This window comes from Burkholderia seminalis, from assembly GCF_001718535.1.
GTDB lineage: Bacteria > Pseudomonadota > Gammaproteobacteria > Burkholderiales > Burkholderiaceae > Burkholderia > Burkholderia seminalis.
The window spans coordinates 2,081,240-2,094,765 of sequence record NZ_CP013398.1; the positions used below are offsets into that span (position 1 = coordinate 2,081,240).

Annotated in this window: 16 protein-coding genes; 7 read left to right on the plus strand and 9 right to left on the minus strand. The window is 67.1% G+C overall.

Annotation, left to right across the window (positions count from 1 at the left end):
- Window positions 1-127: 127 nt before the first annotated feature.
- From rplI to WJ12_RS09425, 7 genes are all read right to left on the minus strand, one after another.
- Window positions 128-580: a 50S ribosomal protein L9 gene (gene rplI / locus WJ12_RS09395; RefSeq protein ID WP_021156519.1), complete on the minus strand. Its 453-nt coding sequence runs from the start codon at window positions 578-580 to the stop codon at window positions 128-130.
- A gap of 27 nt (window positions 581-607) precedes the next feature.
- Entirely contained in the window at window positions 608-883 is a 276-nt protein-coding gene (rpsR, locus tag WJ12_RS09400; protein ID WP_011657068.1) for a 30S ribosomal protein S18, read from the minus strand.
- Between the two features lie 4 nt (window positions 884-887).
- Window positions 888-1,187: a primosomal replication protein N gene (gene priB, locus WJ12_RS09405; RefSeq protein WP_034188684.1), complete on the minus strand. Its 300-nt coding sequence runs from the start codon at window positions 1,185-1,187 to the stop codon at window positions 888-890.
- A 40-nt stretch (window positions 1,188-1,227) separates the two neighbouring features.
- Entirely contained in the window at window positions 1,228-1,602 is a 375-nt protein-coding gene (rpsF, locus tag WJ12_RS09410; protein ID WP_004193673.1) for a 30S ribosomal protein S6, read from the minus strand.
- Window positions 1,603-1,842: 240 nt separating this feature from the next.
- A complete protein-coding gene (locus WJ12_RS09415; protein ID WP_069245641.1) occupies window positions 1,843-2,733 on the minus strand; it encodes an anti-sigma factor family protein in 891 nt (296 codons plus the stop codon).
- Window positions 2,723-3,364, minus strand: coding sequence for an RNA polymerase sigma factor (locus WJ12_RS09420; RefSeq protein WP_069245642.1), 642 nt, complete (start codon window positions 3,362-3,364; stop codon window positions 2,723-2,725). Before WJ12_RS09420 ends, WJ12_RS09415 begins: the two co-directional genes overlap by 11 nt.
- Window positions 3,365-3,526: 162 nt before the next feature.
- A complete protein-coding gene (locus tag WJ12_RS09425; protein ID WP_031399242.1) occupies window positions 3,527-4,438 on the minus strand; it encodes a LysR family transcriptional regulator in 912 nt (303 codons plus the stop codon).
- A 172-nt stretch (window positions 4,439-4,610) separates the two neighbouring features.
- On the opposite strand from WJ12_RS09425, the gene gcl reads away from it, so the two are divergent.
- From gcl to lysM, 4 genes are all read left to right on the plus strand, one after another.
- Window positions 4,611-6,386 (plus strand): glyoxylate carboligase, encoded by a 1,776-nt coding sequence (gene gcl, locus WJ12_RS09430; RefSeq protein WP_034188687.1) that lies wholly within the window; start codon window positions 4,611-4,613, stop codon window positions 6,384-6,386.
- 42 nt (window positions 6,387-6,428) lie between these two features.
- A complete protein-coding gene (gene hyi / locus WJ12_RS09435; protein WP_069245643.1) occupies window positions 6,429-7,238 on the plus strand; it encodes a hydroxypyruvate isomerase in 810 nt (269 codons plus the stop codon).
- 41 nt (window positions 7,239-7,279) lie between these two features.
- Window positions 7,280-8,173 (plus strand): 2-hydroxy-3-oxopropionate reductase, encoded by an 894-nt coding sequence (locus tag WJ12_RS09440; protein WP_034188689.1) that lies wholly within the window; start codon window positions 7,280-7,282, stop codon window positions 8,171-8,173.
- Between the two features lie 458 nt (window positions 8,174-8,631).
- Entirely contained in the window at window positions 8,632-9,102 is a 471-nt protein-coding gene (gene lysM, locus WJ12_RS09445) for a peptidoglycan-binding protein LysM (RefSeq protein WP_034188690.1), read from the plus strand.
- Window positions 9,103-9,190: 88 nt separating this feature from the next.
- Here the strand turns inward: lysM and WJ12_RS09450 are convergent, their stop codons facing one another.
- On the minus strand, window positions 9,191-10,213 hold the full coding sequence (locus tag WJ12_RS09450) for an asparaginase (RefSeq protein WP_069245644.1): 1,023 nt from the start codon (window positions 10,211-10,213) through the stop codon (window positions 9,191-9,193).
- A 271-nt stretch (window positions 10,214-10,484) separates the two neighbouring features.
- On the opposite strand from WJ12_RS09450, the gene WJ12_RS09455 reads away from it, so the two are divergent.
- The 3 genes from WJ12_RS09455 (at window position 10,485) to WJ12_RS09465 (ending at window position 12,314) form a co-directional block, all read left to right on the plus strand.
- Window positions 10,485-10,775, plus strand: coding sequence for a PsiF family protein (locus WJ12_RS09455; RefSeq protein WP_011549641.1), 291 nt, complete (start codon window positions 10,485-10,487; stop codon window positions 10,773-10,775).
- A gap of 270 nt (window positions 10,776-11,045) precedes the next feature.
- A complete protein-coding gene (locus WJ12_RS09460; RefSeq protein WP_034188692.1) occupies window positions 11,046-11,495 on the plus strand; it encodes a membrane protein in 450 nt (149 codons plus the stop codon).
- A gap of 231 nt (window positions 11,496-11,726) precedes the next feature.
- A complete protein-coding gene (locus WJ12_RS09465) occupies window positions 11,727-12,314 on the plus strand; it encodes a BPSL1445 family SYLF domain-containing lipoprotein (RefSeq protein ID WP_034188693.1) in 588 nt (195 codons plus the stop codon).
- Between the two features lie 105 nt (window positions 12,315-12,419).
- Here the strand turns inward: WJ12_RS09465 and WJ12_RS09470 are convergent, their stop codons facing one another.
- The gene (locus tag WJ12_RS09470) at window positions 12,420-13,484 is read right to left on the minus strand and encodes a glycosyltransferase family 4 protein (RefSeq protein ID WP_034188694.1); all 1,065 of its coding nucleotides are present in this window, start codon (window positions 13,482-13,484) and stop codon (window positions 12,420-12,422) included.
- Window positions 13,485-13,526 lie beyond the last annotated feature (42 nt).

Genomic DNA, 13,526 nt, shown 5'->3' on the forward strand with positions numbered 1-13,526 from the left:
ATTATCGCGAATAGATCGCTGCAGCGCTACCGCTCAGGCGATCGGGCAATAAAAAAGGCAGGCCCCGGTTGCCCGGGCGCCTGCCCTTGTCCGGACGACGGAAGCCGCCCGGAAAGCCTGCGTACGCTTACGCGTGGTCGCCGATCACGTTGATCGTGACGTCGACGACGACGTCCGTGTGCAGCGCGACCTGCACGTTGTGCTCGCCGATCATCTTCAGCGGGCCTTCCGGCATGCGAACTTGCAGCTTCTCGACTTCGAAACCTGCCTTCTTCAGCAGTTCCGCGACGTCGCCGTTCGTGACCGAGCCGAACAGACGGCCGTCAACGCCCGACTTCTGCGTGATTTCGAACGACTGGCCGTTCAGCTTCTCGCCGACTGCCTGCGATGCCGCCAGCTTTTCAGCGGCGATCTTTTCGAGTTCAGCGCGGCGCACTTCGAATTCGGCGATCGCTTCCTTCGTTGCACGGCGAGCCTTGCGGTTCGGGATCAGGAAGTTGCGAGCGTAACCGTCCTTGACCTTGACGATGTCGCCGAGGTTACCCAGATTGGCGACTTTTTCCAACAGAATGATTTGCATTCGAATTCTCCTTATTGCGTCGCCTGATTACGCCTTGTGCTGATCGGTGTACGGCAGCAGCGCGAGGAAACGCGCACGCTTGATGGCCGTATCCAGCTGACGCTGATAGTGCGCCTTCGTACCCGTCAGACGAGCCGGCGTGATCTTGCCGTTTTCGCCGATGAAGTCCTTCAGCGTTTCCGTGTCCTTGTAGTCGATCTGGTCGACGCCTGCAGCCGTGAAACGGCAGAACTTCTTGCGCTTGAAGAGCGGGTTTTGTTGCTGACGACGCTTGTCGAATTTCTTACCAGTCGGGCGGGGCATGATTTCAGTCCTTTCCAATGTCCTGCAATGCTGTGATGTGAAACACCAAGGTTCTCGCGTTGCGGCTTTTCTTGGCCAGGAAGCCCGTGAACAGCGTTTCGACGCCCATTTCACGACTCTCCAGCCTGCCGCTCGCCTCACCGGCCGCCACCGCCTCGATCGTCATTTCGACCTGACGGGGGATGCCTGCCTCGACGACTTCCGTGCGGTGCTGCAATGTGGCGCTAGCGATCGGAACACCTGCCGGCGTATATCGCACCGGTGCGCGTTCGACGACGCTCGCCGTCAATTGCAACCTGTTCACGAGAGTGGCGCGCTCCTTGATGGCTTAATGAATGACGAACTTAAGCCTGCGCTTCGGTCGGCTGAGCTGCAGCCGCCTTCTTGGCTTCTTCGCGCTGAACTTCCTTCATCATCGGCGACGGGCCGGTTTCGGCCTTCTTCATCTTGACGATGAGGTGACGCAGCACGGCGTCGTTGAACTTGAACGCGTGTTCGAGTTCGTCGAGCGTCGTCTGGTCGCACTCGATGTTCATGCAGACGTAGTGAGCCTTCGCGAGTTTCTCGATCATGTAGGCCAGTTGGCGACGGCCCCAGTCTTCGACACGGTGGATCTGGCCACCGTGCGACGTGATCGTGGACTTGTAGCGCTCGATCATCGCGGGCACTTGCTCGCTTTGATCCGGGTGCACGATGAAGACGATTTCGTAATGACGCATTACACACTCCTTGTGGATTAAAGCCACCCGGGCGTCTGAACCGGTGTGGCAAGTGAGAAGCCGAAGATTCTAACCCGATTACGGGGCGCATGCAAGGCCAATCAACGATCGGCACGCGGATTCGGCCATGTTTTCAAAGACTTGAACGGACGGGCCGGCGCATGTGCTCGCCTGTCGGCTCTTTTTATCGGGGCCCGAACGCCCGCCGCGCGCGCGGCGGGGCGCGGCCGGCGTCGCGCATCACTCGCCGCGCGTGCCCGACAGCCGCGCGTCGAGCGCCGTCCGGAACGCCGTGAGCGCCGACGGCTCGGCGTCGGTCACGGCCCACCACGTCATCCCGGCCGCGTCCCAGCGGTCGAGCGCATAGCCCTGCGACACGGTCGTGTACGGGGCCGCCGGCCCTTCGCCGGCCGGCCGCACGTAGACGTCGATCACGTGCTGCCGGTAGCGGTACACGAGCACCGCGACGCGACGCCGCCCGACGTAGTCGAGCCGCCCGCCGACCAGCGCGAAGCCGTCCGCCGCGAGATCCTCGACCGGCGGCGCATAGTCGAGCCGGCCGTTGAACCATGGCTTGACCGTGTGGCGGTCGGTCGAGATCACGTCGATGTCGCGCGCCGACAGGCCGGCCCGCACGTGGCTCGAGACGAGTTCGTCGACGGTGCGGTCGGTGTCGGCATGGCGCGCGGACAGCGTCATCCCGCCCGCCGCCGCGAGCGCCACCAGCAGCGCGACGCCCCAGCCGAGCCCCGGCCATGCGGCGACGCGCGGCCCGACGCCGGCCGCGGCAGGCCGTGTCGGCCCGCCCCGCCCCGCCAGCCAGGGAAACCAGCCGCGACCGCGCGGACGCGGCTGCGATCGAGGCTCGGGCCGAAACCCCGCGCCCGCCGGCTCGCGAACGGGCGCGTCGGCCGCGGCCGGCAGACCGGCCAGGATGCCCGCCCGCAGCGCATCCGGCGCACGGTGGTAATCGGCCTGCCGCACGGCCTGCACCAGCGTGACGATCCGCGCGCGTTCGCGGCGGCACGCATCGCACCCTTCGACATGCTGCTGGACCCGCAACGCATCGGGCGCCGACAGCTCGCGGTCGACGTCCGCGTCCAGCAACGCGCGCGCTTCGTTACAGTCCATCGATAGCCTCCGATGCGGTTCCGCCGGCCGGCGTACGGGCCGGCCTGCCTTCGGGCGCCGGTGCCGGCGCGCCGCCCAGCAGCGCGGCCAGCTTGCGCCGGCCGCGCGCGAGCCGCGACATCACCGTGCCGACCGGCACGTCCGCGATCGCCGCGATCTCGCGGTAACTCAGGTCCTCCATCTCGCGCAGCACGAGCACCTCGCGGTACTCGGGCGGCAGCTTCGCGAGCGCCGCATTCACGAGCCGCACGTTCTCGCCGCGCAGCAGCTGCGCGAGCGGATCCTCCGCCGCCGGCTGCCAGTCGTCGGGCACGTCGGTGTCGTCCAGCGTATCGGGCAGCGCGACCTCGTGCGCATGCGTGCGGCGCCGCCACTCGGTGTACCAGGTGTGGCGCACGATCGTCAGCAGCCATGGCCGCGCGTTGTCGCCGCGACACGAATCGACGAAGCGCAGCGCGCGCATGCACGCGTCCTGCACGACGTCGTCCGCGTCGCCGGCATTGCCGCTCAGCCAGCGCGCGAGGTTGTACGCGGCGTCGAGATGCGGCAGCACGAGCGTGCGAAACCGCTCGCCGCGCGCGACCGCGTCGTCCGCCGCCCGTTCATCGACCGCCTGTCCGGCTTGCCCCACATGGCCTCCCTGGTCCCGGCGGCCGATGCCGCGCCCGTTCCGCGCACGGCGCCCGGACAGACCGGCAGCGTGCGCGCTCGATGACCATACCGTTGCTGCGTCGAGTTTATTCCCGCGCCGGGGGCACGAAGCGAAAAAAAGCGCCGGGGCGCCCGCCGCTCGTTACGGCGTGGTGCTCCAGTAGCCGGGGCGCGCATACGCGGCCCTCAGGTAGTCGATGAAATAGCGCACGCGCGCCGGCACGTAGCGCTGCTGCGGGTAGACCGCGAGGATGTCGTAGTCGGGCAGCGCGTATTCGTCGAGCACGGTCTCCAGCTCGCCCGTCTCCAGCTGCGCGGCGATTTCCCAGGTCGAGCGCCAGCCGAGCCCGAGCCCCTCGGCCACCCAGCGGTGCAGCAGCTCGCCGTCGTTGCAGTCGAGGTTGCCGGTCACGCGCATCGTCGCGATCTTGCCGTGGCGCTGGAAATACCAGCCGCGGTTCTGTCCGCCCTGCAGGTTGAAAGCCAGGCAGTTGTGCTTCAGCAGGTCGTCGAGCGATTTCGGCCGGCCGTGCCGGCGGAAATACCCGGGCGTGCCGCAGACGACGCGCCGGTTCGACGCGAGCTTCACCGCGACGAAGTTCGGATCGACGGCGCCGCCGATCCGGATCGACAGGTCGTAGCCTTCGCGCACGAGATCGACGACGCGGTCGGTCAGGTTGAACGACAGCTGCATCTCGGGCTTGTCGGCCAGAAAGCCGGGCGCATGCGGCGCGACGTGCTTGCGCCCGAATGCGGCCGGCGCCGAGACGATCAGGTGCCCGCTGACCGCGCGCCGCCCGGCGGCCAGCTCGTTCTCTGCCTGGTCCCATTCGGACAGCAGCCCGCGGCAGCGCTCGAGGAACGCGGCGCCCTCCTCGCTGACCACCAGCCGCCGCGTCGAGCGGTACATCAGCTTCACGCCGAGGCGTTTCTCCAGCGCGTCGATGCGCCGCCCGAGCACCACCGGCGACACCCCCTCCTCGAGCGCCGCCGCCGCGAGGCTGCCGGCATCGGCAACCCGCACGAACGTCTCGATCTGCTTGAAGCGATCCATCTCCTGTCTCCGTCTCTGTTCCGGCCCCGCGAGAAGCCCCGTCAGGCCGTCATTCCATACTTTTAGTTTCGAAATAAGCGACTTGGGCGGATCTTATCAAACCTTTCCTGCATCCCTAAAGTGTCCCCAACAGACCCATTCGCAAGATCCGCCACATATCAAGGAGACATTCATGGCCAAGATGAGAGCCGTCGACGCGGCAGTGCTCGTGCTCGAGAAGGAAGGCATCCAGACCGCGTTCGGCGTGCCGGGCGCGGCGATCAACCCGTTCTACTCCGCGATGCGCAAGTCCGGCGGCATCAGTCACGTGCTGGCGCGCCACGTCGAAGGCGCATCGCACATGGCCGAAGGCTTCACGCGTGCGGCGCCCGGCAACATCGGCGTGTGCATCGGCACGTCGGGCCCCGCCGGCACCGACATGATCACCGGCCTCTACTCCGCGTCCGCCGACTCGATTCCGATCCTCGCGATCACCGGCCAGGCGCCGCGTGCCCGCCTGTACAAGGAAGACTTCCAGGCCGTCGACATCGAGTCGATCGCGAAGCCCGTCACGAAGTGGGCCGTCACCGTGCGCGAACCGGCGCTCGTGCCGCGTGTGTTCCAGCAAGCCTTCCACCTGATGCGCTCGGGCCGTCCGGGCCCGGTGCTGGTCGACCTGCCGATCGACGTGCAGCTCGCCGAAATCGAATTCGACATCGACACGTACGAACCGCTGCCGGTCTACAAGCCCGCGGCCACCCGCGCGCAGATCGAGAAGGCGCTCGCGATGCTCAACGACGCGGACAAGCCGCTGATCGTGTCGGGCGGCGGCGTGCTCAACGCGGCGGCCGAAGACCTGCTCGTCCAGTTCGCCGAAACGATCGGCGTGCCGGTGATCCCGACGCTGATGTCGTGGGGCGCGATTCCGGACGACCACCCGCTGATGGCCGGCATGGTCGGCCTGCAGACGTCGCACCGCTACGGCAACGCCACGCTGCTCGCGTCCGACTTCGTGCTCGGCATCGGCAACCGCTGGGCGAACCGCCACACGGGCAGCGTCGAGGTCTACACGAAGGGCCGCAAGTTCGTGCACGTCGACATCGAGCCGACGCAGATCGGCCGCGTGTTCGGCCCGGATCTCGGCATCGTGTCCGACGCGAAGGCCGCGCTCGAGCTGTTCGTCGCCGTCGCACGGGAATGGCAGGCCGCCGGCAAGCTGAAGGACCGCGGCGCATGGGTCGCGGAATGCCAGGCACGCAAGCGCACGCTGCAGCGCAAGACGCACTTCGACAACGTGCCGGTCAAGCCGCAGCGCGTGTACGAAGAGATGAACAAGGTGTTCGGCCGCGATACCTGCTACGTCAGCACGATCGGCCTGTCGCAGATCGCCGCCGCGCAGTTCCTGCACGTGTTCAAGGCGCGCAACTGGATCAACTGCGGCCAGGCCGGCCCGCTCGGCTGGACGATCCCCGCCGCGCTCGGCGTGCGTGCCGCCGACCCGAGCCGCCCGATCGTCGCGCTGTCCGGCGACTACGACTTCCAGTTCATGATCGAGGAGCTGGCGGCCGGCGCGCAATTCAAGCTGCCGTACGTGCACGTGGTCGTGAACAACTCGTACCTCGGGCTGATCCGCCAGGCCCAGCGCGCGTTCGACATGGACTACTGCGTGCAGCTCGCGTTCGACAACGTGAACGCGCCGGAATTGAACGGCTACGGCGTCGACCACGTGGCCGTCGCGGAAGGCCTCGGCTGCAAGGCGCTGCGCGTGTTCAAGCCGGAAGAGATCGAGCCGGCGCTGCGCCAGGCGCAAACGCTCGCGGAACAGTTCAGCGTGCCGGTGGTCGTCGAAGTGATCCTCGAGCGCGTGACGAACATCTCGATGGGCACCGAAATCGACGCGATCAACGAATTCGAGGATCTCGCCGAGAAGGCCGAGCACGCGCCGACCGCGATCTCGATGCTCGACTGAACCGCCAGACCATTTGACTGACCGACCGAAGAGGCTTAGCTCATGCCGAAGTTTGCTGCAAACCTGACCATGCTGTTCAACGAAGTGCCGTTCCTCGACCGCTTCAAGGCGGCCGCCGACACGGGCTTCGACGCCGTCGAATTCCTGTTCCCGTACCCGTACGCGAAAGAGGAACTCGCCGAGCGGCTCGAGACGCACCGCCTGCGCCTCGTGCTGCACAACCTGCCCGCCGGCAACTGGGACCAGGGCGAGCGCGGCATCGCCTGCCTGCCCGATCGCGTCGGCGAATTCCAGGAGGGTGTCGGCCGTGCGATCGAGTACGCGAAGGCGCTGAAGGTGCCGCAGCTGAACTGCCTCGTCGGCATTCCGTCGGCAAGCACCGCGCGCGACAAGACGTTCGTCACGATCGTCGACAACCTGCGCTTCGCGGCCGACGCGCTGAAGCGCGCAGGCATTCGCCTGCTCGTCGAGCCGTGCAACAGCTTCGACATTCCGGGCTTCGCGCTTAACCGTTCGTCGGAAGGCCTCGACGTGATTCGCGCGGTCGGCTCGGACAACCTGTTCCTGCAGTACGACATCTATCACATGCAGCGCATGGAAGGCGAACTGGCCGCGACGATCGAACGCAACCTCGCGTCGATCGGCCACGTCCAGCTCGCGGACAACCCGGGCCGCAACGAGCCGGGCACGGGCGAGATCAACTACGCGTTCCTGTTCGCGCTGCTCGACCGGCTCGGTTATGCCGGCTACGTCGGCTGCGAATACAAGCCCCGCACCACCACGACGGAAGGCCTCGGCTGGCTGCAAAGCGTCGCCGGCTGCGCACCGGGCTCGGCGCGTCGCGCCGCCTGAGTCGTCCCCTTCCCGTCATCCGCCCAATAGGAGACTTTCACATGGCAACCATCGGTTTCATCGGCCTCGGCATCATGGGCGCGCACATGGCGCGCAACCTGCTCAAGGGCGACCACCAGCTCGTCGTGAACGGCGCGTTCCCGATCCCGGACGATCTGCGCGCGAGCGCGAAGGTCGTCGCGAACTCGACCGAAGTCGCGCAGCACGCCGACATCATCATCTCGATGGTGCCGGATACGCCGGACGTGCGTAACGTGCTGTTCGCCGACGACGGCGTCGCGAAGGGTCTGACGGCCGGCAAGCTCGTGATCGACATGAGCTCGATTTCGCCGCTCGACACGCAGGCTTTCGCGAAGCAGATCAACGCGCTCGGTTGCGACTACCTCGACGCACCGGTGTCCGGCGGCGAGGTCGGCGCCCGCGAAGCGACGCTGACGATCATGGTCGGCGGCCCGGAGAAGGCGTTCGAGCGCGCGAAGCCGCTGTTCGAGAAGATGGGCAAGAACATCACGCTCGTCGGCGACAACGGCGCCGGCCAGACCTGCAAGGTCGCGAACCAGATCATCGTCGCGCTGAACATCGAGGCCGTCGGCGAAGCGCTCCTGTTCGCCGCGCGCTCGGGCGCCGATCCGGAGCGCGTTCGCCAGGCGCTGATGGGCGGCTTCGCCGCGTCGCGCATCCTCGAAGTGCACGGCGCGCGGATGACGAAGCGCACGTTCGATCCGGGCTTCCGCATCGAGCTGCATCAGAAGGACCTGAACCTCGCGCTCGACGGCGCACGCAAGCTCGGCCTCGCGCTGCCGCATACGGCCAGCGCGCAGCAGCTGTTCAGCGTGTGCGCATCGCACGGCGGCAAGGCATGGGATCACTCGGCACTCGTACGCGCGCTCGAGATCATGTCGAACTTCGAGATCGGCCAGACGCCGGCCGCGTAACGCGACTGCCGCACCGCGCGTTTCCGCTGCAATGGCGGAGGCGCGCGACAGACATGCGCGAACCGGCCGCGGCCGGTCGCATCGATGCGCGGACACGCGCGCATCACGGTGGGGCGCCCCGCCCTGCATCGCCAACGGCGTGCGGGACGGGGCGAAAAACGCCGCTCTGGGCTGAGAGCGGCGTGGTGGGGTCCGCAGCGGCACCCGGCGGCGCCGGGGAAGCCTTGGTCGGTCAGACGTCGTCGTCGGGTGTCCGCCTGTCGGATTTCGCGTATTACATTTCTTTACGTTCGAGCGCGCGATTTTTCATGCAATCGTCGCGCTGAACGCCTACACTTTCGCCACGCCTTTCGAGAAAACCGCCGCGCTTGCGTTCACGTTCGTGAATGCGCCCAGCGCGGTGTTTTTTTCGCCACTTCATGGCGCGTTTTCTGTTCAACCACCTAAGGAGTGCAGCGATGGGTCTTCTTTCGTTTATCAAAGAGGCGGGTGAAAAACTGCTGGGTCATGCCGATGCGCAAGCAGCGGAAGATCCGAATGCCGCAAACCAGACCGCGGCCGATGCGATCAAGAATTACATCAACTCGCAAGGGCTCGACACGTCGAACCTGACCGTCGCGTTCGACGGCGCATCGCGCACCGTCACGCTGTCGGGCAGCGTCGCCGACCTCGACACGAAGGCGAAGGTCAAGGTCGCGGCCGGCAACGTGCAAGGCGTCGCGGGCGTCAACGACGACGATCTGCAGCCGGACGATCCCGAAGTGCAGTATCACGACGTGAAGCCGGGCGACACGCTGTCGGCGATCGCCAAGGAAGTGTATGGCGACGCGAACAAGTATCCGGCGATCTTCGAAGCGAACAAGCCGATGCTGTCGAGCCCGGACCGGATATACCCGGGCCAGAAGCTCGTGATTCCGCCGCAGTCCTGAGCAAACTTGCCGGACTGATGCAAAAAAGGCAGGCCGATGGCCTGCCTTTTTCATGGGCGCCGCGCGCCGCCCGACCGGCCTGTCGCCGTTACAGCGTGTCGAATGCGCGCTGCAGCGCGTCGCGACCGACAATGCCGTTCGCGAGCGCGAGCATCAGCAGCACGCGTGCCTTGAACGGATTCAGCGAGCCCGCGCTGACGAAACCGAGCGCATCGTCGCTCGCGGCGCCGTTGCGCATCACATGCCCCGACCCGACGCGCGACGCGCGGACCACCGCCACGCCGGCCTTCACCGCATCGGCGAGCGCCGCCTGCAGCGTCGCATGGATCGACCCGTTGCCGGTGCCCGCGACGACGAGGCCGCGCACGCCGGCAGCCACGAGCGCGTCGACGGCCGTGCGCGTGACGCCCGCATAGCTCGCGACGACTTCGACGGGCGGCCACGCCGCGGCGATCGACAGCTGCGAGTCGCGCGAACGCGTGACACGGCGCGCGAATTCGACGCGGCCGTCCTGCACCCAGCCGAGTGCGCCCAGTTCCGGCGACTGGAAGGCGTCGACCGCATAGGTGCTCGTCTTCACGACGTCGCGCGCGGCGTGGATCCGGTTGTTGAACGCGACCAGCACGCCTTGCCCGCGCGCGGCCGGATGGCCGGCCACCGTCACCGCGTTCAGCAGGTTGAGCGGGCCGTCGGACGACAGCGCGGTCGCCGGCCGCATCGCGGCCGTCAGCACGACCGGCTTGTCGCCCGTCACGACCAGATGCAGCGCGTACGCGGTTTCCTCGAGCGTATCGGTGCCGTGCGTGATCACGATGCCATCGATCGCCGGATCGGCCATCAGCGCGTCGATCCGCGCGGCAAGCGTGTTCCACAGCGGCAGCGCGAGATCCTTGCTGTCGATGCTGGCGATCTGCTCGGCGTCGATGCGCGCGACCGACGCGAGCGCCGGTACCGCGTCGACCAGGAAATTGACGCCGAGCGCGCCGGCCTGGTAGCCGGCCGTGCTGGCCGCGTCGGGCGCGGCGCCGGCGATCGTGCCGCCGGTAGCGAGCACGGCGATGCGCGGCAGCGCCGCCGCGGACGAAGGGGATGCGGGATTCGGAGTATTCATGGCCGCGATTGTAATGGCTCGCGGCCGGGATCCGGCAGGTTCCGGCGCGGCGGCCGATGCCGACGGCCGCGCATCATGGTTTGTCCCGATCGCCCGGTCGCATGCGCGGTCAACGGCCGTGGCGTCCGCAACGTTATAGAAAGTGCCGTTGTGGTGTTTTCACATGGATTTGCCATAATCGGAGCGCACGGCGCGATGCGGCCCTATCCGCAACGCGGCGTGCTTCGTGACGGCGTCGATAACACGCAATTCACCCCATGGGAGTGTCGAAATGAAAATCCAATCGCTCGTAGCCGCAGTGCTGCTCGGCGGCATGCTGGCTTCCCCCGCATTCGCGGCGAACAGCCAGCAGGACAAGATGAAGGCCTGCAACACCCAGGCAGCCGGCAAGACGGGCGACGAACGCAAGGCGTTCATGAAGGACTGCCTGTCGGCGAAGCCCGCGAAGGCGATGACGCAGCAGGAAAAGATGAAGGCGTGCAACACGCAGGCCACCGGCAAGAAGGGCGACGACCGCAAGGCGTTCATGAAGAGCTGCCTGAGCAATCAGCCGGCCGCCTGAGTTCCGGCGCTCCCGTATCGAATGCCGCGCACCGCTCCGGCGGGCGCGGCATTTTTCGTTTTCGTTGCACGTGCATCGACATGCGCGGTTCCCCTCCGTCCTCCCCCTTCCCGCCCCGCTTTTCCGGCCCGCTGCCCAGGCACCGCCACATGGTGCGGCAATTCGCCGCGTTTTCTTCTATGATGGCTGCAACGCGGCCCACCCAAGTACAAGAAGCGCCATCGGGCCGCCCTCGAGACGGACGCGCACGCGCGTCAAACGGAGGCTTGGATGGCATGGAGACAACACCGCTGGTTCCGCCGCTGGCTGATCGTGATCGTGTTCTGGGCCGTGCCCGTCGCGATCGTCGCCGTGCGCGAGATCCGCGAGGAAATGGCCTACAACAAGGCGGACCTGCAGCTCGCGCTGACCACCTGGCAGCTCACTGAAGCCCAGCAAGCCGCCGGTGCCGCCGCGAAGTGCCACGGGGATCCTGACGAGGCGCGCGCGGCCGGCTGCCCGGCCGACGTGCTGGCCGCCAACGCGCCGCGCCAGCAGGCGGCCCGCGACGAATACGTGGTGCGCCGCAATACGCTCGCCGGCTACCTGTGGCATGCGTTCGTCGGCTACTGGGTCGTCCCGGCCGCGTTCCTGTTCGCATGCGGGGTCGTGATCGCGCTGATCCGCCGCGCGCTGCGCCGCCCACCGATCAAGCCGCCCGTCCCGCCCGTCACGCATTGATGTGCGGCGCAAACGCCGCCCTCCCGTCGATCGATCGACCGCCGCCGTGCACCGAATCCACCCGGCGCGCAGGCGCCGGTCCGTCCGTTGGCGCGCCGCGACACCCCCGCGCGATTTGACGCTTTTTCACGTGCCGACGAAAAGAGGCTGTAATCCGCTGTGTTATAACTGCCGACGTGATCCGCTCCATGAGCGAGACTCACTCCGAACATCATCCGATGGAGAAGAACGATGCAAAAACGGAATCTTGTGCTGAAAGCCGCCGCTGCGCTCATCGTCGGTAGCCTCGCGCTCACCGGTTGCACCACCACCCCGGACAAGCCGGACAACGCCGCCACCAACGCGTCGAAGCGCCAGTCGATCGACGCGAGCGTCGACGCCACGCTGTCGCGCATGTACTCGACGGTCAAGGGTTCCCGCGAACTCGTCGCGAAATCGCGCGGCGTGCTGGTCTTCCCCGACGTGATCCAGGCCGGCTTCATCGTCGGCGGCCAGTCGGGCAACGGCGCGCTGCGCGTCGGCGGCAGCACGGTCGGCTACTACAACACGTCGTCGCTGTCCGTCGGCCTGCAGGCCGGTGCGCAGTCGAAGGCGATCGTGTTCCTGTTCATGACGCAGGAAGCGCTCGACGAATTCCGCGGCTCGGACGGCTGGGCAGCCGGCGCCGGCGCTTCGGTCGCACTCGTGAAGATGGGCGCGAACGGCGCCGTCGACACGACCACGGCCACCGCGCCGGTCCAAGTCGTCGTGCTGACGAACGCGGGCCTGATGGGCGACGTGTCGATCAACGGCACGAAGGTCACGAAGCTCAAGATCTGACGCTGACGCACCGCCCGTGCGCGCCGCGCGCGGGCCATGCGCAAACGGCGATGTCCCTGCGGACATCGCCGTTTTTTCATCCGTCCGCGTGCCGCGTCGGCGCGTTCAGGTCGTCGAGTCGATCACCTTGAAGCGCGAGCGTTTCTGCGCGCGGATCACCGACTGGTAGACGTCGACGTACTGCTGCGCCATCCGGCGCGACGTGAAGCGCTCCTCGAAGCGCTGCCGCACGCGCGCACGCGGCAGCAGGTGCAGCCGGTTCACGGCGGCCACCGCGCTGATTTCATCCTCGACGATGAACCCCGACACGCCCTCGTCCACCACCTCGGGCACCGCGCCGCGATTGAACGCGACCACCGGCGTGCCGCACGACATCGCCTCGATCATCACCAGGCCGAACGGCTCCGGCCAGTCGATCGGAAACAGCAGCGCATGCGCGCCCGACAGGAACTCGGCCTTCTGGTGATCGGCGATCTCGCCGATGTATTCGACGTGCGGCAGCGCGAACAGCGGCTTGATCTCGCGCTCGAAGTACTCCTGGTCGGCCGCGTCGATCTTCGCGGCGATCCGGATCGGCAGCCCGCACTGGCGCGCGATGCGGATCGCGGTATCGACGCGCTTTTCCGGCGAGATGCGGCCGAGGAACGCGAGATAGCGCGGCTCGACCGGTTGTGGCATGTACAGCGTGTCGGGCAGCCCGTGATAGACGGTCGTCAGCCATTTCGCCTGCGGCAGCGGCTGGCGCTGCGAGTTCGAAATCGAGATCACCGGCGCCGTGTTGAACGTGTCGAACACCGGCTGCTGCTCGGGCAGGTCGAGCCGGCCGTGCAGCGTCGTCACGTACGGCGTCTCCTGCCGGTTGAAGACCGAGAACGAGTAGTAGTCCATGTGGAAATGGAGCACGTCGAAATCCTTCGCGCGGCGCGCGACCGTCTCCATCAGCAGCATGTGCGGGGCGACGCGGTCGCGGATCGACGAATCGAGCCGCAGCGCGCGCGGCCACACGGGCTCGAGCCGGGCCCGTGTCGTCGAGTCGCCGCTCGCGAACAGCGTCACGTCGTGGCCGAGCTCGACGAGCGCCTCGGTGATGTAGGACACGACGCGCTCGGTGCCGCCGTACAGCTTCGGCGGCACGGATTCGGTCAGCGGGGCGATCTGCGCAATTCTCATGGTCCACGTCTCCTGTGTCCTTCCCTGGCGGCCCGGCCGGCG

What these genes read in the sequence shown, in the direction of transcription:
- rplI (WP_021156519.1), bottom strand. Translation starts at nt 580, where the DNA reads ATGCAAATCATTCTGTTGGAAAAAGTCGCCAATCTGGGTAACCTCGGC.
- rpsR (WP_011657068.1), bottom strand. Translation starts at nt 883, where the DNA reads ATGCCCCGCCCGACTGGTAAGAAATTCGACAAGCGTCGTCAGCAACAA.
- rpsF (WP_004193673.1), bottom strand. Translation starts at nt 1,602, where the DNA reads ATGCGTCATTACGAAATCGTCTTCATCGTGCACCCGGATCAAAGCGAG.
- WJ12_RS09415 (WP_069245641.1), bottom strand. Translation starts at nt 2,733, where the DNA reads ATGGACTGTAACGAAGCGCGCGCGTTGCTGGACGCGGACGTCGACCGC.
- WJ12_RS09425 (WP_031399242.1), bottom strand. Translation starts at nt 4,438, where the DNA reads ATGGATCGCTTCAAGCAGATCGAGACGTTCGTGCGGGTTGCCGATGCC.
- gcl (WP_034188687.1), top strand. Translation starts at nt 4,611, where the DNA reads ATGGCCAAGATGAGAGCCGTCGACGCGGCAGTGCTCGTGCTCGAGAAG.
- hyi (WP_069245643.1), top strand. Translation starts at nt 6,429, where the DNA reads ATGCCGAAGTTTGCTGCAAACCTGACCATGCTGTTCAACGAAGTGCCG.
- WJ12_RS09440 (WP_034188689.1), top strand. Translation starts at nt 7,280, where the DNA reads ATGGCAACCATCGGTTTCATCGGCCTCGGCATCATGGGCGCGCACATG.
- lysM (WP_034188690.1), top strand. Translation starts at nt 8,632, where the DNA reads ATGGGTCTTCTTTCGTTTATCAAAGAGGCGGGTGAAAAACTGCTGGGT.
- WJ12_RS09450 (WP_069245644.1), bottom strand. Translation starts at nt 10,213, where the DNA reads ATGAATACTCCGAATCCCGCATCCCCTTCGTCCGCGGCGGCGCTGCCG.
- WJ12_RS09455 (WP_011549641.1), top strand. Translation starts at nt 10,485, where the DNA reads ATGAAAATCCAATCGCTCGTAGCCGCAGTGCTGCTCGGCGGCATGCTG.
- WJ12_RS09460 (WP_034188692.1), top strand. Translation starts at nt 11,046, where the DNA reads ATGGCATGGAGACAACACCGCTGGTTCCGCCGCTGGCTGATCGTGATC.
- WJ12_RS09465 (WP_034188693.1), top strand. Translation starts at nt 11,727, where the DNA reads ATGCAAAAACGGAATCTTGTGCTGAAAGCCGCCGCTGCGCTCATCGTC.
- WJ12_RS09470 (WP_034188694.1), bottom strand. Translation starts at nt 13,484, where the DNA reads ATGAGAATTGCGCAGATCGCCCCGCTGACCGAATCCGTGCCGCCGAAG.